This is a genomic window from Verminephrobacter aporrectodeae subsp. tuberculatae (assembly GCF_026127385.1).
Classification (GTDB): domain Bacteria; phylum Pseudomonadota; class Gammaproteobacteria; order Burkholderiales; family Burkholderiaceae_C; genus Acidovorax; species Acidovorax aporrectodeae.
The window spans coordinates 288,810-308,661 of sequence record NZ_QZCX01000002.1; the positions used below are offsets into that span (position 1 = coordinate 288,810).

Sequence of the window (19,852 nt, forward strand, 5' to 3'; positions counted from 1 at the left end):
TAAGTCCTATGGATAGGGATAGATGACTAGATCACATTCCAAAATACCACTTGTCCAATTCGTTTGGGTACACGCCGTGCTCGCGGCGGCACCAGGCGTTCTTGCTCATCTCGTTCATCGCCGCTGCGGTGATAACGGCATTCAGCCGGGCCTAGCTGCGCATTTTGCGCCAACGGTCCAGCGCACCAACTTCCTGCGCAACCACTTGCAGTGTTGCGCTGTGCGGCGGCAGCAATTTTGCCATCGTCTTGTGCCTGAATGCTTGTTCGTATCGATCCATTTTTGTCCTTCATCGCAGCCCCCAGTTCTTGATTCTATGGAGGCGACAACTGTTCTGACGGAGGGGGGTAAATGGGCAGATCACATTCAAAACGACTTTCTGTCTTAATATCTGAACGCAATGTTAAGAGTGCATCTTTTTCTTCACGGCAAACTTCTGCGGGTAATTTCTTGATACACCAACTGATCAGAGATTGCTGTTTTTTAAGATGCCTCATTAATTTTCTTCCTTTGCGCTGAACAAGACATGAAAATATGGCCGCTGTAGATTCTCCAAAATATACTCCCGATAGATCAAGCACCAGCTGATTTGCTGCATCGTTATCTATATTATCCAAACCTAATATTATGGTCCATAAAATTTGATTTCGATGGTTCTTGCTCATATAGGGGTAAAACACCAAAATTTCTTTGCCTTGATCGTCCGGAGTCGTATAGGATGGTTCAAATCCAGGAATTTCCTCGCTTTTTTCCTGAAACTCCATCAACTTAATGATTGTGCGACGATATCCCTGAACCAAGCCATTCAATGCAGCTTGAGAACCAGGTTGGGGATTATCATCAGCAAAAACTGTTGTGGGAATGATAACGATTCCGACAAAAAGCCATGCCATGCATAGACGAATCATTCGACACATAGGGTGTTTCCTTCTCTTCCTACATTTTCGGCATCCAAGAATTCGTATAAAGCCCTGATGACAGAGCAGTAACTCACCACGCAACCTTTGGAGCATGCATTATTTTTGTCAAATGGCTCGCCTTCGAGCCCTACAAATGAGCAACAGTGGGTTTGAAAACTACCTCTCCCATTTTTCTCTGGCGGAGATTTTTTCGCGGGCTTCAAATTTCGTCGATTTAAAGTATCTTTTGTTTCTCCATCTTCTCCCCATGTATAGCACCCCCTAGGGATAGGGCCGGCATTACTAATTTTCTCACAGTCAGGATTGTCTTTACAATTTGGGACTTTTTTGTTATTTCCCGATGTAAATTGTCCAGAAAACCCATTTTTTTCCGGATCGTTGGAAACACATACAAGTTCACCCGTGCGAACAGTATAGGTGCATGCCGCCAAACCTCTCGGATCAATATAATACAGTGGACTTGCCGAAGCATAGGCGTATGGATTAATCCTTCCGCGCAGCCTGATTGGATCACTTTGCTGATACCTCCCGGTTTCAGGATCGTAGTATCTGTGGAAATTATAATGCAGCCCGGTTTCCACATCCTCATACTGCCCTGGAAGTCTTATCTGTGAATCTATCCAGGCATGGCCAGTCGCAGCTTTTTGCGTCGTCATCTCTGCTCGCCCGAATGCATTGTAGTTTGCCGCCCAGAGCACGTTACCCGCCTTGTCCGTCGCCTGCAGCGGGGCCCCCAAATGGTTTTCATGGTAGTAAGCAAAAACCTCAGCGCCTTGACCGTTCCGGGTCTTGATGAATAGCGTTTCCGTCATGAATTCGCTGTCCGGCGTGGGGCCATACTGGGTGGTGATGGCCGGAGCATGGCTGGCGCTGATGGACTGGTCGGCGTTGATCTCCAGGGCCTGTGTGGCTTCGGCGAGCATTCCCTCGCCAGCATACAGGAAGTATGTGCGTATGGCTGGAGCCAGAAGTTGCCCTGTCTTGTCACGGTACTGTTCTTTCCAGATGCGCCGGTTCATGGGGTCGTAGCCATAACGGACTATGGTGTTTCCATCTCCATTTTGCACCTCGATCAGACGGTTGTCGCTGTCGTAGTGGTAACGGGTCGTTTTTGTTCCTTCGGTCTTTTGCGTCTGGTTGCCGTTGACGTCGTAAGCATAGCTGACCACGCCAAGACCGCTGGCGCCGGGGTGCTGTTGCAGGCGGTGGTTCTTGTCGTATTTCCAGGTGCCGCTGCCAGTGCGGCTGTGCGTGATGCGGTTGGCCAGCCCATCGAGCCCGAAGGTTTCGGTATCGCGACCGAGCAGGCCGCCGGTGTCGGTGCCCACGCGGGTCAGTCGCAATTCGTCGTCGTAGTCATAGCTGCTGGCGCGGGTGCCGCTGGAGCCATTGACCGTATCGGTGCGGCTGGCGGTTTTTATCTCCCTCTGGTTGCCGTAACTACTGGTCAGGTTCAGGGTGATTTGCTGGCCCGGGGTTCGGCTCTTGAGCGCCTCCAAGTTGAACAAACCGTCCCAGGTTCTTTCCTCTGTACTGCCTCCGGGCAGGGTGAGCTTGGCGGGTGCGATCCATTTGAACTGATTCACGCTGATGCTGCCTTCGCCCGGGATGCTGACCGATTCGAGTTCGCCATGCGCGCTGTAGCCGTAGCTGATTGCCGTGCCATCGGCCCAGGTCAGTTTGGTTTTCTTGCCCGCTTTGCTGTATTCGTAGGAGTAAGTCAAACGGTAGCTGTCGCCTGCGGGGTTGGGATAGTTGATGGTTTCGCTGGTTTTGCGGCCTGCGTCGTCGTAGGTCAGCATGGCGCTGGTGGTCTGCTGGCCTGTGGGGCGCGTGGGGTCGGTGTCGCTCCAGGCGGTGAGATTGTTCTCGGCGTCCCAGGTCTGGGAGACGGTGCGCACGACGGTGGTATCCCGGATCTGTTGTATTTGGGTGACGCGGTTGGCGGCGTCGTAGCTGTAGCGCTTCTTGGTGCCGGCTGGGTCGATGCGTTCCGTGAGCCTGCCTGCCCCGTCGTAGCTGTAATGCGTGACCTGTCCTTCGGCCAAGGTCTTGCTGGTCAGGCGGTCGTTGCGGTCGTAGGTGAAGCTGGTGGTGTTGCCTTTGGCGTCTTTTGCTTCCATGAGGTTGCCACGTGCGTCATAACGGGCCTGCGCTTTTCCGCCCAGGGCATCGACGGACTCGACCGTCTGGCCGAACGCGTCGTAGGTATAGCTTCGGATCTTGCCGTTGGCGTCGGTGTCGCTTTTGAATTGCCCGCGCGCGTCGTATGTTTTTCTGCTGCGGGTCACGGTTTGCGTGCCGTTGCTGTCGGCATAGACCAAGGTTTCGCTGGTGGGACGCTCGTCGGCATCGTAGCGGATTTTCTGGGTGAATGTAGGGTATTCAATCTCCGTGGGATTGTCCAGAGCCCCCAGAATGCCAGCAGCACCGCCGTCAGCAATCTGGTAGTTGTAACTGGTGACGTTGCCCAAGGCGTCCGACGTGCGGATCAGGCGCTGGAAGAGATCGTACTCTGCGCTGGTGGTCCTGCCATCTTCATCGGTTTTGCTAATAAGCAATCCCTGCGTGTCGTAGCGCCGTTTGTACTCGCCGCCAACGGGGTTAGTGGTTTGTACGCGCCGGTTCATCCTGTCATAGGCCATCAGGGTGGCCTTGCCTTTGGCGTCGATGCTGCTGGTTTGGTTGCCGCTCTTGTCGTAGCGGAAGGTGCGCACATGACCGAGGGGGTTGGTGATCTTCGTGAGATTGCCCGTGGCGTCGGTTTCGTAGGTCGTTGCGTTCCCCAGGGGATCGGTGCACTTGACCAGCGCGCCCATGCGGTTGAATACGTAGCTGCGTGTGTTCCCCTCGGGGTCGGTAATCTGGCTGGTTTTCCCTTGGGTGTCATAGGCGAGTTGCCATGTGGCATCGGGCGTTACGCTGCCGTTGCTCTCCGTCCTGCCCTTGTGCGTTACGCGAGTCGTTTGGCCCTGGGCGTTGACCTGGTACTCCGTGGTCTGTTCCTCGGCGGTACCCGCAGCCTGCACGGTCTTGAGCAAATTGCCTTTGGCGTCGTATTCGTACTTTGTCTTGACGCCCAGTTCGTCGGTTTCCTCCGTCATGCCCATGTGCAGCGCGGAGTACGCCATTTTCTGCGTGCTGCCATCGGGGTATTGGGTTTCCACGATCTGCTCGAACTCGTTCTTTGTGGTTTTGGTCGCAAAGCCGCGCGCATTGGTTCGGGTTTCGGCCCGGTAGCCGGTGTCGTAGCGGATTTCCGTTTCGGTGCGGCCGTTGACCGTGTACCGCATCAACTGGCCCTGCCGGTTGTGCGTGTAGTCCTGCACCCGCCTGCCCGCGGCGGTCTCGGGGTCGGTGATCTTGCTGATGTTGCCGCTGCCCGCTGCTGCGTCCAATGATTATTGCAGGGCGATGACGCGATATGGGATCGTGATGCGCTAACGGAATGCGTTTAGTATCACCTCGTACCGGTCTTGGATCGTGATTTCGCGCACGCTCCACTGAAGTCACGGGGGGCATGAACCGGGCAAAACAAGTTTACGCTTCAAAAATTCATCAATTATTTCTTTTATTTCTTTCATTATTGCATCATCACATGATTCCACAAGTCCAAAGACAGTATCTCCATATATATCCTTCATTCTTCTGGATGACTTTTGATGAAAGATTATGTATTCAAAAATATCATCCCCATATAAGTTCTTTTGAAATGGATCGGCTCCTGAAATGAGAAGAAACTCAACAATATCTGGACGCCCCACATAAACAGCCGCATGCAAGGGGGTGTTCCCGGCTTCATCAAATTTCCGCAAATCAGCACCAGCGGAGACAAGTAATATTATATTCTCTATATTATTCATTTCTTCTTTGCAATCGCTATTGTATATCGAATTCCCAAGAGGAGTTGCACCACCACTCGACTCTGCTTCTGTATTCGGGTCTGCGCCAAATTCGAGTAAGATTTTCATCAAATCGTGCGATTCGTTGAAAAATGAAGCAATATAGAGTAACGAGCAAATTTGGTCATCATTATCTTTCTCGAGAATGCTGACTGTCTCAGGATTTTTTTTGACCATTTCAATAGCATCACGCCAGAATCCATTCAAGATAAAATACTCAATGCTTTTGAATGCAACATAATTACTCATCGCTACTCCTGCATCAAACAATTTCTCAGCTTTTCAAAACATATCTTCCATTTGTCTACAGCCTTTTCCAATTCTTTTTCATGATTTTCTCCCGATGGCGTTTTGTCCGTGCCTCGGCAAATTTTTCTAGCGATTTTCCTACCGGCAATGCATGCCCCAGCCATGGATAGTCTTAATTCAAACGACGCAGGATCATCACCTGCCCTGCTTTTCTTGCATCCAGGAAATTCGCATGCTTTTTTGTAAATCGGATGAATTGCTTTGCAAAAACATTTTCTGCACTTGTCGGGATTTCTTATGCAATAAAATATGGCCGCACATACACGCGGAAAACGCGCACAAAAGGACACGGGAACTAAAATTATTGGAGGTATCTCACCAGTCGAATCCGTGACATTTATTGGATTTGCAAGGCTGTAAAGATATAAATTTAAACCGCCATCAACCCCGCTTGAGTTTTCCGGTCGCGCCGCGGATGAACTCGTCGGTAGCCATTCCCACCACCAGCGCGCCCTCGCTCACTGGCACCGCCTGGTCGCGGGCGATCTTGACGATCTCGCCTTCGAACGGGGCGATCTCCACCCCGACCTGCGCCTGCGGGGCTCCCGGCAGGTCGGCGTACCCCCCGACGATCACGGGCACCAGCCGGGTCTGTTATGGGTTTGCCAAGTCTTTATTCTGATCTATGGATAGAGCGGGGAATCACATTTTGAATTTGCTTTTTTTATATTATCCCGCAAAAGCAGAAGCGCATCTTCTTTCTTGCGGCAAACCGCTGCAGTTGCAGGCAGTTCTTTGGTGCACCATTCGGTCGGCGAGCGTCCTTTTTTCAGGTACTTTGCTAATTTCCTGGCTTTGCGCTGCACAAGGCATGCATACAGGGGATCTGTAGCCTCGCCAAAGGATACCCCCGACAAATCAAACACCAGTTGATCTGCTTCGCTGTTGTCTATGTTATCCAAGCCCCTTAGCACAGTCACCAAGATTTGCTCTCGATAGCTCTGATAGTTTAATTGGAGATTAGAAGCCAGAATTTCTTTGTTTTTCATCTCAAACTTCACCGTTTCGATAACTATAAGGCCATAGTAATAAGCCAAGCTGTTCAATGCGGACTGAGATCCAGGGCGCGGATCAATATCATCAGCAAAGACTGTCGCGGGGATGACGGCAATGCCGGAAAAAAACCATACCATACATAGGCGAAAAAATTGGCACATGATGTGCAACCTTATTTCAGAGTAAACATAATATTCAAGATAAATAAGAGAAGTTATTGAATTAATCTCTGATGATTTGCTTATATAAAATGATTCAGTCCAGCGCACCCATGGTTTTCATGTGAACTGAGAACAAAAGTTCAAATTGGGTGCTGGATGAACTTGGTTTGTGTAAATCCTATGGATAGGGATAAATGGATAGATAATATTCCAAATGACTTTCTTCTTCAATGTCATCAAGCAAGGATGAGAGTGCATGTCCTTCCTCGTGGCAAACCCCGGCAGGTAATTTTTTGCTACACCAATCGGTCAGTGATCGATCTTTTTTAAGATATTTTTTTAATTTTCTTCCTTTGCGATTAACAAGACTTGAAAATACGGCTGCTGAAGCTTCTCCAAAATATACTCCAGAAAAATCAAGCACCAGTTGATTTGCTGCATCGTTATCTATGTTGTCCAAACCCATTATTATAGTCGATAAAATCTGATCTTGATGGCTCGTGTTCGCATAGGGTATAAATCCATGAATTTCTTCGCCTTGATAGTTTATCGTATAAGGCTCAAATCCCGGAATTTCTTTGCTCTTTTCCTGAAACTCCATCGACTTGATGATTGTGTGACGATAACTCTGAATCAAGCCGTTCAATGCAGTCTGAGAACCAGGGCGGGGATTGTTATCGGCAAAGACTGTTGCTGGAATGATAACGATCCCGATAAAAAACCATGCCATGCATAGACGAATCAGTTGACACATAAGGTGTTTCCTTCTCTTCCTACATTTTCTGCATCCAAAAATTCATATAATTTTATGATGATGGAGCATAAACTCACCACGCAACCTTTGGAGCATTTAATATTATTTGGATCGAATGGAAGGCCTTCACCCGTGCGTGAACAACAATGGGTTTGAAGACGAGATCTCCCACTATCCGCAGATGGAGAGTTCGGCAAAGGATCCAAAAATCGTCGACGAAACCCATCTGGCTTTCCATCAATTCCCCATGAGTAGCACCCCTTAGGGATAGGACCAACATTACTAATTTTCTCACACTCAGGGTTATCTTTGCATTTTCCTATGCTATTGTTTCCGGATGTAAATTGTCCAGAAAACCCATTTTTTTCCGGATCATTAGAAACGCATGTAAGTTCACCCGAGAGAACAGTGTAGGTGCATGCCGCCAAACCTCTCGGATCAATGTAATGCAATGGATTTGCCGAAGCATAGGCGTATGGATTAATCCTTCCACGCAGCCTGATCGGATCACTTTGCTGATACCTCCCGGTTTCAGGATCGTAGTATCTGTGAAAGTTATAATACAGCCCGGTTTCCACATCCTCATACTGCCCTGGAAGTCTTATCTGTGAATCTATCCAGGCATGGCCTGTCGCAGCTTTTTGCGTCGTCATCTCTGCTCGCCCGAATGCATTGTAGTTTGCCGCCCAGAGCACGTTACCCGCCTTGTCCGTCGCCTGCAGCGGGGCCCCAAAATGGTTTTCATGGTAGTAAGCAAAAACCTCGATGCCTTGACCGTTCCGGGTCTTGATGAATAGCGTTTCTGTCATGAATTCGCTGTCCGGCGTGGGGCCATACTGGGTGGTGATGACCGGGGCATGGCTGGCGCTGATGGAATGGTCGGCGTTGATCTCCAGGGCCTGTGTGGCTTCGGCGAGCATTCCCTCGCCAGCATACAGGAAGTATGTGCGCATGGCGGGAGCCAGAAGTTGCCCTGTCTTGTCACGGTACTGTTCTTTCCAGATGCGCCGGTTCATGGGGTCGTAGCCATAACGGGCGATGGTGTTTCCATCCCCATTTTGCACCTCGATCAGACGGTTGTCGCTGTCGTAGTGGTAACGGGTCGTTTTTGTTCCTTCGGTCTTTTGCGTCTGGTTGCCGTTGGCGTCGTAAGCATAGCTGACCACGCCAAGACCGCTGGCGCCGGGGTGCTGTTGCAGGCGGTGGTTCTTGTCGTATTTCCAGGTGCCACTGCCAGTGCGGCTGTGCGTGATGCGGTTGGCCAGCCCATCGAGCCCGAAGGTTTCGGTATCGCGACCGAGCAGGCCGCCGGTGTCGGTGCCCACGCGGGTCAGTCGCAATTCGTCGTCGTAGTCATAGCTGCTGGCGCGGGTGCCGCTGGAGCCATTGACCGTATCGGTGCGGCTGGCGGTTTTTATCTCCCTCTGGTTGCCGTAACTACTGGTCAGGTTCAGGGTGATTTGCTGGCCCGGGGTTCGGCTCTTGAGCGCCTCCAAGTTGAACAAACCGTCCCAGGTTCTTTCCTCTGTACTGCCTCCGGGCAGGGTGAGCTTGGCGGGTGCGATCCATTTGAACTGATTCACGCTGATGCTGCCTTCGCCCGGGATGCTGACCGATTCGAGCTCGCCGTGCGCGCTGTAGCCGTAGCTGATTGCCGTGCCATCGGCCCAGGTCAGTTTGGTTTTCTTGCCTGCTTTGCTGTATTCGTAGGAGTAAGTCAAACGGTAGCTGTCGCCTGCGGGGTTGGGATAGCTGATGGTTTCGCTGGTTTTGCGGCCTGCGTCGTCGTAGGTCAGGACGGCGCTGGTGGTTTGCTGGCCTGTGGGGCGCGTGGGGTCGGTGTCGCTCCAGGCGGTGAGATTGTTCTCGGCGTCCCAGGTCTGGGAGACGGTGCGTACGACGGTGGTATCCCGGATCTGTTGTATTTGGGTGACACGGTTGGCGGCGTCGTAGCTGTAGCGCTTCCTGGTGCCGGCCGGGTCGATGCGTTCTGTGAGTCTGCCTGCGCCGTCGTAGCTGTAGTGCGTGACCTGTCCTTCGGCCAGGGTTTCGCTGGTCAGGTGGTCGTTGCGGTCGTAGGTGAAGCCGGTGGTGTTGCCTTTGGCGTCCTTTGCTTCAATGAGGTTGCCGCGCGCGTCAAAACGGGCCTGCGCTTTTCCGCCCAGGGCATCGACGGATTCGACCATCTGGCCGAACGCGTCGTAGGCATAGCTTCGGCTCTTGCCGTTGGCGTCGGTTTCGCTTTTGAGTTGCTCGCGCGCGTCGTAGGTTTTTCTGCTGCGGGTCACGGTTTGCGTGCCGTTGCTGTCGGCATAGACCAGGATTTCGTTGGTGGGGCGCTCGTTGACATCGTAGCGGATTTTCTGGGTGAATGTAGGGTATTCAATCTCCGTGGGATTGTCCAGAGTCCCCAGAATGCCAGCAGCACCGCCGTCAGCAATCTGGTAGTTGTAACTGGTGACGTTGCCCAAGGCGTCCGACGTGCGGATCAGGCGCTGGAAGAGATCGTACTCTGCGCTGGTGGTCCTGCCATCTTCATCGGTTTTGCTAATCAGCAATCCCTGCGTGTCGTAGCGCCGTTTGTACTCGCCGCCAACGGGGTTAGTGGTTTGTACGCGCCGGTTCATCCTGTCATAGGCCATCAGGGTGGCCTTGCCTTTGGCGTCGATGCTGCTGGTTTGGTTGCCGCTCTTGTCGTAGCGGAAGGTGCGCACATGGCCGAGGGGGTTGGTGATCTTCGTGAGATTGCCCGTGGCGTCGGTTTCGTAGGTCGTTGCGTTCCCCAGGGGATCGGTGTATTTGACCAGCGCGCCCATGCGGTTGAATACGTAGCTGCGTGTGTTTCCCTCGGGGTCGGTGATCTGGCTGGTTTTCCCTTGGGTGTCATAGGCGAGTTGCCATGTGGCATCGGGTGTTACGCTGCCGTTGCTCTCCGTCCTGCCCTTGTGCGTTACGCGAGTCGTTTGGCCCTGGGGGTTGACCTGGTACTCCGTGGTCTGTTCCGCGGCGGTACCCGCAGCCTGCACGGTCTTGAGCAAATTGCCTTTGGCGTCGTATTCGTACTTTGTCTTGACGCCCAGTTCATCGGTTTCCTCCGTCATGCCCATGTGCAGCGCGGAGTACGCCATTTTCTGCATGCTGCCATCGGGGTATTGGGTTTCCACGATCTGCTCGAACTCGTTCTTTGTGGTTTTGGTCGCAAAGCCGCGCGCATTGGTTCGGGTTTCGGCCCGGTAGCCGGTGTCGTAGCGGATTTCCGTTTCGGTGCGGCCGTTGACCGTGTGCCGCACCAGTTGGCCCTGCCGGTTGTGCGTGTAGTCCTGCACCCGCCTGCCCGCGGCGGTCTCGGGGCCGGTGATTTTGCTGATGAATTGTTTGTTTACGTCGTCGTAGTCGAATTCGTAGTCGGTGACTCCGCCGTCGGGTGTGATGCGTTGCTTGACGGTGTCTTCGGCGTAGGCGATGCGCTCTGTTCGGCCCTCCGGGTCGGTGATCTGAATCAGGCGGTTGCCCGCGTCGTAGGCGTATTGGATGGTGTTGCCGCGCGGGTCCGTGATTTGGGTCAGGCGGTTTTTGTCGTCGTATTGGTACTTGATCGAGCGCGATGGCAGATCGCCCACCACGGTGGCCAGGGGATAGTCTTTTACTTCGGTAAGCAGTTCGCCCGTGTAGTGAAAGCTCAGCAGGGTATGGCCGCTGTCATCGACCGTGCTCAGCAGCCGGCCATGGTCGTCGCGCTGCAGCCAGATGGTGTTGCCGTTGCGGTCGCCAAAGGCCACGCCCTGGCCTTGGGCGTCGTAGTCCATCCAGTCGCCGTTTCTCTTGCTCCAGCGAAAGCCTTTGGCGTTGCTCTCGGGTGCCGGGGTCGCAGGGGTCGCGCGGGTGGAGTCCTCACGGGTGTGGCTTGCTGTTGTTGATGCGGCCGGCAGCTGTTGGATCGGGCGTTTTTCCAGAACGGATCGATTGTCGAATGTATAGCGCCCGGCGTCGCCCATGAAGAGCTGGTTGCCGAGCCGGATGGCTTCCGTATCCACAAACTGGGCCTTGGCTCCGGGGCACAGGGCGGCGTAGTCAAGGCTGACCCGTTGGGGCGCTGGGTAGTCGGCGGAACTGCCGTCGCTGATCTTGCGGTTGAAGGGGGTGCTGCGTTTGGCCACCATGGGGTTGGCTTGCGCAACGCCGTCAACCATGACAACGCCACCGCCGACGGTCATTTGCAGCGAGGGCTGCCAGTCATCGTCAACCCAGATCCAGCATCCGGAGTCTCCCGTGCTGGTGGTGGCGCCGATCTCGGCGCTGGCGCTGCTGCTCCCCGTGAGGTTTTTCCAATTCTGCGAAAGGCTTTCCCACTGCGGGTTAAAGCGCCATTCATGGCCATCCCATTCCCGGGTCCAGCGCATGGGTCCCATTGCGCTGCTGACGACCAAATCGTTGGAGCGCAGATTCAGGTAGCCGTTGGGTAGCGTGACCTGCGCCGCCGTTTCTATGGATTGCACTGGTGGAGGCGGCATCCGCGTCTCAACGCCTATGGGTTGCGCCTGCGCGGGCAGCAGGGACGCTGTCGCGAGCACCAGCAACACAGCCCTGCTGCTGCGTTTCGGCGTTTCGATCCAGGACAGGGTTTCTTGCATCTTTTTCGCCTGCGTGTTGCTCAGCGTGTTGTTCAGTTGCACTGCATTCCTCCCTTGGCCACGTATACGCACCGCTTGCCCTTCATCTTGATCGGCGTGCTGCTGCCGCGACCTCCCCCAAACCCGCTGCTGCCACCGCCTCCCCAAAACCCGCCAGAGCCCGCTCCCGCACCCGAACTGCCCGGCCCGCCACCACTGTCCGGGCAGGAGCTATTGCTCACGGAGAACCACGAGGTCGATGCACCGCATTCCGATTGCGTCCCGTTCGCGCACTGGAAGTCGCAGCTCACGTTCAGGGTGTTGCTGTAGTTGTGGCACCCGCCGCCCGACGCGTTGCCGCTGCCCGCTACTGCGTCCAGCGACTGCAGGGCGATGACGCGGTAGGGGATCGTGATGCGCTGTTTGGCTTGCAGTGTTACCGGCAGTTCCACCAGGAATTCGTAGCGGAAGTAGGCGTCGCTTTGCGGCAGTTTCTGTTTGACGTTGTCTGCGCGGATCAGGCCGTAGTTGGTAAGGGTCAGTTCCCCGTGGTAGACGTCGCCCGCGGCCATCTTGGGCAGGTTGGTGCTGGCCGGCTGCAGGACCACCACGGCGGCGGGGACGTCGGTTTCAAAGGTGGCGTTGAGCGTCACCTCGTAGCGGTCCTGGATCGTGATTTCGCGCACGCTCCATTCGACGTTGATCGCGTTGTAGTTCAGGAAGATCGGCTGGTTGACCGTGATTCCGGGCTTGATGAGCAGCCGTCCGCTCGCATCCTGGTGGTTTGCCGCGCGTGCGCGGAATCTGTAGCGGCCCGCGGGCAGGTTCTGGAACAGGGCCTCGCCCAAGGCGTCGGTGTTCAGTTCCCGGCTCACGCTGCCCACGTCTTCGTTTTGCATCGTGATGCTTGCCCCCGCCAGGCCGGGAATCAGCTGGCCGTTCTTGCCGACCGTGGCGGTGTAGATGTCAGCCGCCTTGAACAGGACGTTGCCTTGCCCGCTTTGCGTCACGCTGACGTAGACGTTCAGCGCCTGCGCGGGCACGTTGTCGCCGACGACGCGCAGCCTGTATTCGTAGACTCCTTCGGGCGTTCCTGGCGGGGGCGAGAAAGCCAGGTCGATGGCCCGGCTCTGCCCGATGGCCAGGCTGCCGTCGGCGGCGCTGCCCATGCTGGCCCATGCGGGCGTGGGCGTGCCGTCGGTTTTTGTCAAACTGAAGCGCAGGTTGAGCGCGTCCTGCAGGCCGTTGTTTTTGACGGTGACGGATTCCACCTGGGTGCTGCCTTGCGCCAGGCCGGTTTCGATCAGGCTGGGCGTGCTCACCAGGTAGGGCAGGGCCTCGGATAGCGTGTAGTCCACGCGCACGAGTCCCAGGGGCGCTCCGGCGTGTTCGTCGCTGCGCGCGGTCAGGATCAGGCTGCCCGAGGGTTGCGCGGCGTTGCTCGCGGTGAACAGCACGGGCAGGTTCAGCCGCTGGCGTTCGCCGAGGTTGACGGGGCTCGGCAGCTGCACGCTGATGCCGTCCGGCACCTGCCCCGTGGGCTGGCTTGCCGGGTCCAGGGTCAGCCGCAGGCCGCTGGCGCTCGTTGCTGCGCCGGCCTGCACGAACAGGGGGATGCTGAAGGGGTAGTTCTTGGGGACGTCCAGTTTGTAGGGGGAGGGGCCGACGGTGACGCGCTGGATCGTGAAGGATTTTTGTTCCGGGCGGTCGGTGATTTCCGGGTGGATGGCGCTGACCTTGTACAGGCCCGCGTCCGTGAGGGTGGGCTTGAAGGTGTGGACGAAGTTGCCCGCTGCGTCGGTCACGATGTTGACGCTGCGCTCGAAGCCCTGCTGGTTGAGGATCAGCTTGAGCCGCGTGCCGGGCATGGGCGTCTGGCTTGCCCGGTTGAGCGCGCGGCCCGTGATGAGCACGTCCTGCTCGCCCAAGGAGGTGATCGGACGGATGTCGCTGACTTCGCCGAAGTACGTGGTCTCGCGCAGGGAGACGGTTTTCTCGGCGCCGCGTGCGGCGATCTGCACCTCGTCCTCCTGGCCCGAGTGGTAGCGCAGGCGGTCGATTTCCAGTCGGACGCGGACGCTGTCGGGGCTGGCGGCGGGGACGTTGAGCAGGAACTGGTCCGAGAGGTAGCTGCTGCCCGCGGGGATGCGCGCGACGGTCTGGCCATTGGTCAATGTCACGACGTTGGCGCCGAGCACCTGCTTGTAGGGCTGCGTGGCCAGCACGTTGCCGTCGGTGTCCAGGATTTTCAGGCGCAACTCGCTCGATGCGTCGGCGCCGTTGTTCGTCGCCGTGAGCAGTTCCACGTCCACGTCGGACGGGTTTTCGATCATGAGCTTGAGCTTTCCGGTCGCGCCGCGGGTGAACTCGTCGGTGGCCATTCCCACCACCAGCGCGCCCTCGCTCACCTGCACCGCCTGGTCGCGGGCGATCTTGACGATCTCGCCTTCGAACGGGGCGATCTCCACCCCGACCTGCGCCTGCGGGGCTCCCGGCAGGTCGGCGTACCCCCCGACGATCACGGGCACCAGCCGGGTCTGGTTGGGCGCCAGCGCAAAGACCTGGGACCTGTGCTCCTGGAACTGCGTGGCCTCGCGGTCCGTGGGCAGGCGCACCACGGCGCGCATGCCTTCGAGCGTGCTCGCCGAGGTATTCGCCACCTGCACCTGCAGCCGGTTCATCTCGCCGCGCTTGATCGGCAGGCCCGAGGCGATCTGGCTGGAGACGCTGGGCAGCACGATGCTGCGCGGCATCTCCACGCCGTTCGCGTCGACCGTGGCAATGGTGTAGCGCCGTTCTCCGGCGGTATAGCCCGTGTCGCTCAGCTGGGTGGCCGTGATCGGGCTGGGCGTCAGCCGGGTCCTGTCCGCGTCCGGACCCACGAAGACCAAGTAGCCGGCCACGTTGCCGTTGGGCGCGCTCCAGCGGATCAGGGGCAGTTGGCTGCCGATCTGCTCGACGCGCAGTTCGCGCACCGGCAGCAGGCTTGCGTTGAGGTACGCCGAGTTCGATAGCGCCGATTCGTTGCCCGCAGCGTCTACCGCCGTGACCGCATACGCGCCCTGCGTCGGCGAGGGGTTGCTGTCGTAGGTCTGCGGGGTCTTGATGCGCGTCTTGTACGGCGCCATTGCCCCGACGCTGCTGATGCGCGTCCCCGTGGCGCGGTACAGCCTGTAGTGGTCCACGCTGCTGGCCAGGGGCGGCTGCCATGCGGCGTAGATGCCCTGGCCCGTGAGCGTGAGTACCAGGTTCTGCGGGGCGCCCGGGGCCGTCGCGCTGGCGAGCACTTCCAGCGCCGCGCTTTGTCCGGAAACGGATTCCTGCCCATTGGATTGGCGCACCGTGGCGACGGCGTACCGGTAGCGGCCGTCGGCCGGGGTCTGGTCGATGTAGTCAATGCCTGCGGTGCGGGCCAGTGCCTGCAAGCCGGTTTCGCCCGGCGCCTGGCGGTACAGCTGGTAGCTGTGCGCCTGCTCTACCGCCTGCCAGGACAGCCGGACCTTGCCGCCCGCCTGCGCCTTGGCGCTGAACGCATACGGGACGTCCAGCGGCGGCAGGTCGCCCTGGTAGACCTGGAAGCGGTTGAACGCCAAGACCTTGGCCGACAGGTTGTCCAGGTCGTCGCGCGACTGGTGGCTGAAACCCAGGCTCTCGGGGCTGCCCAGGCCCGCGTCCGCGGGCAGTTGGAAGCGCGCGGAGTAGGTGCTGGCGTCGACCCGGGTCAGCCCGTCGATGGGCACGGGCGTGCGCACCGGACCCGAGAGCAGGAAGCGGACCTGCGGCGTGGCCGCGGGCGGCTTGCTGAAGCCGAAGGTCGCTTGCAGCGTTTGCGCGGGGTCGTTCCTGATCGGCGCTGCGGGCGTGAGCGTGATGGCCGACAGCGCAGGGCCCTCGGTGTCGATTCTGAGCGTGGCGCCGGCGGCGATCTCCGTGCCCCGGTTGCCCACCAGGTCGCGCGCGGAGAACAGGGCGTTCGCGACGCCCGCGGGGGTCGCCGGGCCGATCAGGAAGCTGCCGCTGTAGACGGTGTCGCTGGTCCGGCTCAGCTCGACGGGGATGGGTGCGCCGCCCTGCGGAACGATGGACAGGTAGGGGCTGGCCTGCAGCGCCTCGCTGGTGCTGAGCGTGAGATTCACCCGCCCCTGGCCGATGCGCCCCGTGGCAGCGTCGGTTTTGCCCAGGCTGGTGTAGGCGATGGACAGGGCCCGCGGCGCCGTGGCGTCCGACGCGGCCTGCGCGGCGTTGGAGGGCTCTGACTGCGTTCCCGCGCCATTTACCGAGACCATCCGGTAGACCCAGATTCCATCGGACGGCGGCAGGTCTTCATGGATCGTCGCCGTCGCGGCGAGGTTGCCGGAGTGGATCCTGACGGCTTCGCCAACGGCGTCGAACCCCGTTGCGGCGCGGTAGATTTGGTAGCCGGTGACGTTGGGGTCGGTCGCGCGCGCCCAGCTCAGACGCAGCTTGCCCGCGCTTTGCGCGCTGGCCGTCAGGCTGCCGGGGCGGGCCGGGACGCTGAGGTCCAGATGCACCCGGATCGCAGGCGAGTCCGCGCTGCTGCCGTGCGCGTTCGACGCGCGGGCCTGCACCTGGTTGACACCTGCGACCAAGGTCAGTTCGCCGCTGAAGCGGCCATCGCCGGCGACCGTGATCGGGCCTGCGCCGGCTTGTCCATTGAGCATGAGTTGCACCGTGCTGCCGGCCTGCGCGCTGCCTGCGACGGCGATGCGGGCGTTGCGCGTCGTCAGGCCATTTGTTGGTTGCGTCAGAACCGGGACCTCCGGCGCTGCATGCGCAATGGTGATCGTGTAGCTGAGCGTGCTGATGTTGCCGAGCGAGTCGAGCGCGCGCAGGCCCAGCGTGTGCGCGCCGTTGGCGACGGCGTCGATATCCACCGGCACCGTGTGGCTGCCTGCGCCGCTGCTGCTGGCGCTTGCCAGCAGCGCGCCGTCGAGCAGCAGTTCCACGCGCGCAACCCCGCTTCTGTCGCTCACCGCCGCCGTCAGGTTGCCGCTGCGCGCCAGGGTGGCGCCGTTGGCCAGCGCCACGCCGTCGATCCGGACGTCGGCCATGACCGGCCCCTGCGTGTCCTGCGGCGGCGGGGTGCGCGAGACCGTGACCTCGACGCCGTGCTCGCTGCTGCGCCCCGCCAGGTCCGTGGCACGCACCTTCACTTGGTGCGTTCCCTGCGCGGCGGCGTCCGTGTTCCACGCATGGCTGTAAGGGGCGCTGGTGCGCGTGGCCACCAGGACATCGTCCACAAAGAACTGCACCTGGGCGATTCCCGAACCATCGCTGGCACGGGCTTCCACGGTAATGGGCTGCCCGATCACGCTGCCCGCGGCGGGATTGGTCAGCGCGACGGTGGGGGGCAGGCGGTCCACCAGGACGCCGCCAGACAGTTGTGCGCTCGCCAGCGTGCCGCTGGCGTTGCGGTACTGGACGCTGATGGATTTGCGCCCGTCCCCTTCGGACGTGACAAAGGCCAACTGCGTGCGGCCGTTGACCAGGGGCTGGAAGGCAAGGCCTGCAAAGGCCTCGCCTTCGGCCACGCGGTATTCCGTGGCGTTGATGCAGGAGATGTCCAGCAGCACCGTGCGCTGCTCGAAGTACGGCGCCGGGGCCGCCAGGCGCACGCTCGGGTTGAGCAGCGGCGACTGCGTCAAAGGGCTCTCGAAGTTCACGCCGTCGGAGACCGCGTCGCCCTGTCCCTGCGGGTTGCGTGCCGCCTGCCTGGGGCCGCTGGGGTGCCCCCACCAGTTGTTCCCGGCCTGGATCGGCGAAGCCGGTGTTTCGTTGGCGATGGCGAATGCGCTGTTGCCGCTGAACTGCGTCTGGGTAATCGTGGGCGCGCTGCCTCCATGCGCATCCACCCCCGTGGCGTTGTGCTGGAAACTGGCCCCCGCAATGGCCGGGCTGGCGCCATCGAGCAGGCGCAAGCCGACGGCGTTGTGCGAGAACTGCAGGTAGTTCAGCCTCGGACTCAGGCCGCGCAGCGTCAATGCCGCGGCCGCGCCGCCGCCGGGTTCCGCAGCGCCGGCGTAGCGCAGCGTCAAATCGTCGAAAACGAACGACCCCATCATGCCGGCGGCGGATTTCTCGATGCGCAGGCCGCGCCAGTCCCCCACCGCCGGGGTTTGCGCCGTGTCCGCCAGCGGCCCCGCGACCGTGTCGTCCTTCTGGCTGGTCATGGTGATGCCGCTTCCGAGGACCAGCCGGTCCCGAACCACCAACCGCGTTTCCGGGCCAAACTTCAGCACGACGCCGTCTGCAATGCCAAGCTCTGCGGCCGCCAGCGGCAGCGCCAACCACAGGCTGGCCGCCGCGAGCAGGCACGACAGCGGCAGCGCCCGCAGGCTGTCTTTCGGGGTCGGGGGGGTCATGGCGCGGGTCACGGCAGGCGGACGTGGAGAGGGTTTTGGATGCGGATGCGGTGCAAGCGGTGCGGATCGGGTGCGCGCAGTCAGGCCCTGCTCAGGCCGGGCCGCGCCGCCGGGAGCCCCGCACCCGGCGCGCACGGCGCCGTTGCACGGGCAGGCCGGAGCGCGCCATCCGCTGCGCGCTTAGCCACGAAACCCCGCTGCGCGCAGCGTCGCGTAGGGCACGTCGTAGGCCTTTCCCGTGGCGGTAATGACGCGCGTTCGGGGTTCACCGGACAAGGCCACGGTGACTTCGACTTTTTCCACCGCCTCGTTTCGGGCAAAGCGCGAGAGGTCCAGCGTGCCGGCCACCACCACGGTGTAGCTGGTGGTCGCTTGCAAGGTGCTGGGCCCCGCCGGCAGAGCCACGTTCACCTGCGCCGTGCCCGCGGCAGCGGTTCCGGCGATGGCCGGGCTCAGCGCTTCGGTGACCGCGCCATACGCGGGGGCGATGCGCAGTTTGACGGTATTTCCCACGGGCACGTTGGTGGTTGCAAAAACGACGTCCACCGGATCCGTCGTGCTGGCGGGCAGGCTCACGTCCGCATTTCCCGTGGGGTTGGCCGGGACCGCCTGACCGGCAATGGAACGAATGCGCAGGCTGGGGGCCTCTGCAATAAACACGGGCCCGGGGACGTCAGCGGCGTATGTGGGGCTGGATGCGCCGGAAAAGGTAACGGCTTCGGCTTCCAGGCGGATGCGGCCGGGGGAGCCGCCATTCTGGCTGTAATAACCAGTGGATCCACAATATTCGCGGTTCCCACCCCAACACCCACCATCGGCAAGCAGACTGCCATTGCCGGCAATGCTGGTTGCCACCAGACGGATCGCACCGCCCGACCCGCCCGCTCCAGAACCTCCCATGCCTGACCCGCCTCCGCCGCCTGCGTCACCGCCTTGGGCATTGATGGTTCCCGTGATTTGCAGGGTCCCTGATGACGCAATCAGGATTGCGCCCCCGCCACCGCCTCCGCCGGAGCCCGGGTAGGTCGTTCCTCCCCGACCGCCGCCGCCGCCGGAGCCGCCCAAAAGAGGTTGCAGCAAGGGGGATCCATAAGGGGGCGAAAATTTTGTCAAGGACGCCGTATTACAGTAGGGCGTCGCGTGTGCTTGATAAGCGGCAGCGGCGTATGCTCCGCCAATTCCGTAATACTGGTAGTAGCCGCTGGCACTGCATCCATCACCACCTTCCGTCCCCCCGGCCCCACCGCCCGGCCCCAAACCGGGGCCCCCGCGGATAATCGTTGGCGTCAGCGCGGCGTCCTGGCGCCCACCCCGGCCACCGTCATAGCCACCGGGGCCGCCCACTCCGGGAATTCCGTCGTCGCCAAGCGCGCCATCGCCGTAGGTACCCGTGGCCTTTCCATGCGCCCCCCGGATATCCAGGATGCCGGCAACGGTCACATTGCCGCTGACCAGAAGGTACACCGGGGTGTTGGTCACATTCTTCTTGAACGTGACCGTCACCCCCACGGGAATGTTGATGCTCGTGTAGTTCAACACGCCCGAAGGAGGCAGAACGATTTCGGTATTGACCGAAACGTCGAGCGCGCCGTCCGCGCCCGTGCTGCCGCTGTTGAACGCGGCGTGCCCCGGAGTGCCCCAGAGCGCTGCCGTGGCGGCGAGCAAGGGCAGCATCCTCCGGGAATGCGCGGGGATGGCAAGGGGTTTATCCATAGGGTTCATAAAAAAACTCCTCAAACCGGAAGGATGTGGCGGTGGATGGGTACGGGACGGGATCGGCGCGTGCACGCTGGCGTGCGCCGGCTTCGGGCAATGGC

The 19,852-nt window shown here is 59.5% G+C and carries 10 protein-coding genes; all 10 read right to left on the reverse strand.

Translation table 11 applies throughout. The annotated features are described in order from the left end of the window. Nucleotides 1-151: 151 nt before the first annotated feature. The 10 genes from D5041_RS09315 to D5041_RS09360 all read right to left on the reverse strand — a co-directional run bounded on the left by D5041_RS09315 (nucleotide 152) and on the right by D5041_RS09360 (nucleotide 19,748). The gene (locus tag D5041_RS09315) at nucleotides 152-280 is read right to left on the reverse strand and encodes a hypothetical protein (protein WP_265284527.1); all 129 of its coding nucleotides are present in this window, start codon (nucleotides 278-280) and stop codon (nucleotides 152-154) included. Nucleotides 281-314: 34 nt separating this feature from the next. Continuing rightward, nucleotides 315-893 carry a hypothetical protein gene (locus D5041_RS09320; RefSeq protein WP_265284529.1) on the reverse strand — a complete coding sequence of 193 codons (579 nt, stop codon included), beginning with the start codon at nucleotides 891-893 and terminating at the stop codon, nucleotides 315-317. 11 nt (nucleotides 894-904) lie between these two features. Further along, nucleotides 905-4,318 (reverse strand): RHS repeat-associated core domain-containing protein, encoded by a 3,414-nt coding sequence (locus D5041_RS09325; protein ID WP_265284531.1) that lies wholly within the window; start codon nucleotides 4,316-4,318, stop codon nucleotides 905-907. A 111-nt stretch (nucleotides 4,319-4,429) separates the two neighbouring features. Next, the gene (locus tag D5041_RS09330; protein ID WP_265284532.1) at nucleotides 4,430-5,092 is read right to left on the reverse strand and encodes an ankyrin repeat domain-containing protein; all 663 of its coding nucleotides are present in this window, start codon (nucleotides 5,090-5,092) and stop codon (nucleotides 4,430-4,432) included. A 420-nt stretch (nucleotides 5,093-5,512) separates the two neighbouring features. Beyond that, nucleotides 5,513-5,713 (reverse strand): hypothetical protein, encoded by a 201-nt coding sequence (locus D5041_RS09335; protein ID WP_265284534.1) that lies wholly within the window; start codon nucleotides 5,711-5,713, stop codon nucleotides 5,513-5,515. A gap of 41 nt (nucleotides 5,714-5,754) precedes the next feature. After that, the gene (locus tag D5041_RS09340) at nucleotides 5,755-6,396 is read right to left on the reverse strand and encodes a hypothetical protein (RefSeq protein ID WP_265284535.1); all 642 of its coding nucleotides are present in this window, start codon (nucleotides 6,394-6,396) and stop codon (nucleotides 5,755-5,757) included. Between the two features lie 70 nt (nucleotides 6,397-6,466). Next, complete coding sequence (locus D5041_RS09345; protein WP_265284536.1) at nucleotides 6,467-7,018, reverse strand: hypothetical protein; 552 nt, start codon at nucleotides 7,016-7,018, stop codon at nucleotides 6,467-6,469. A gap of 11 nt (nucleotides 7,019-7,029) precedes the next feature. After that, nucleotides 7,030-11,715 (reverse strand): RHS repeat-associated core domain-containing protein, encoded by a 4,686-nt coding sequence (locus D5041_RS09350; protein WP_265284538.1) that lies wholly within the window; start codon nucleotides 11,713-11,715, stop codon nucleotides 7,030-7,032. After that, nucleotides 11,706-18,035 (reverse strand): Ig-like domain-containing protein, encoded by a 6,330-nt coding sequence (locus D5041_RS09355; RefSeq protein ID WP_265284540.1) that lies wholly within the window; start codon nucleotides 18,033-18,035, stop codon nucleotides 11,706-11,708. The genes D5041_RS09350 and D5041_RS09355 overlap by 10 nt, the downstream gene beginning before the upstream one ends. Nucleotides 18,036-18,215: 180 nt before the next feature. Beyond that, complete coding sequence (locus tag D5041_RS09360) at nucleotides 18,216-19,748, reverse strand: hypothetical protein (protein ID WP_265284542.1); 1,533 nt, start codon at nucleotides 19,746-19,748, stop codon at nucleotides 18,216-18,218. Nucleotides 19,749-19,852 lie beyond the last annotated feature (104 nt).

Excerpts from the sequence above, each read along its gene's own strand:
- D5041_RS09360 (WP_265284542.1), bottom strand. The coding sequence starts at position 19,748 with ATGGATAAACCCCTTGCCATCCCCGCGCATTCCCGGAGGATGCTGCCC.
- D5041_RS09345 (WP_265284536.1), bottom strand. The coding sequence starts at position 7,018 with ATGGCATGGTTTTTTATCGGGATCGTTATCATTCCAGCAACAGTCTTT.
- D5041_RS09320 (WP_265284529.1), bottom strand. The coding sequence starts at position 893 with ATGGCATGGCTTTTTGTCGGAATCGTTATCATTCCCACAACAGTTTTT.
- D5041_RS09315 (WP_265284527.1), bottom strand. The coding sequence starts at position 280 with ATGGATCGATACGAACAAGCATTCAGGCACAAGACGATGGCAAAATTG.
- D5041_RS09355 (WP_265284540.1), bottom strand. The coding sequence starts at position 18,035 with ATGACCCCCCCGACCCCGAAAGACAGCCTGCGGGCGCTGCCGCTGTCG.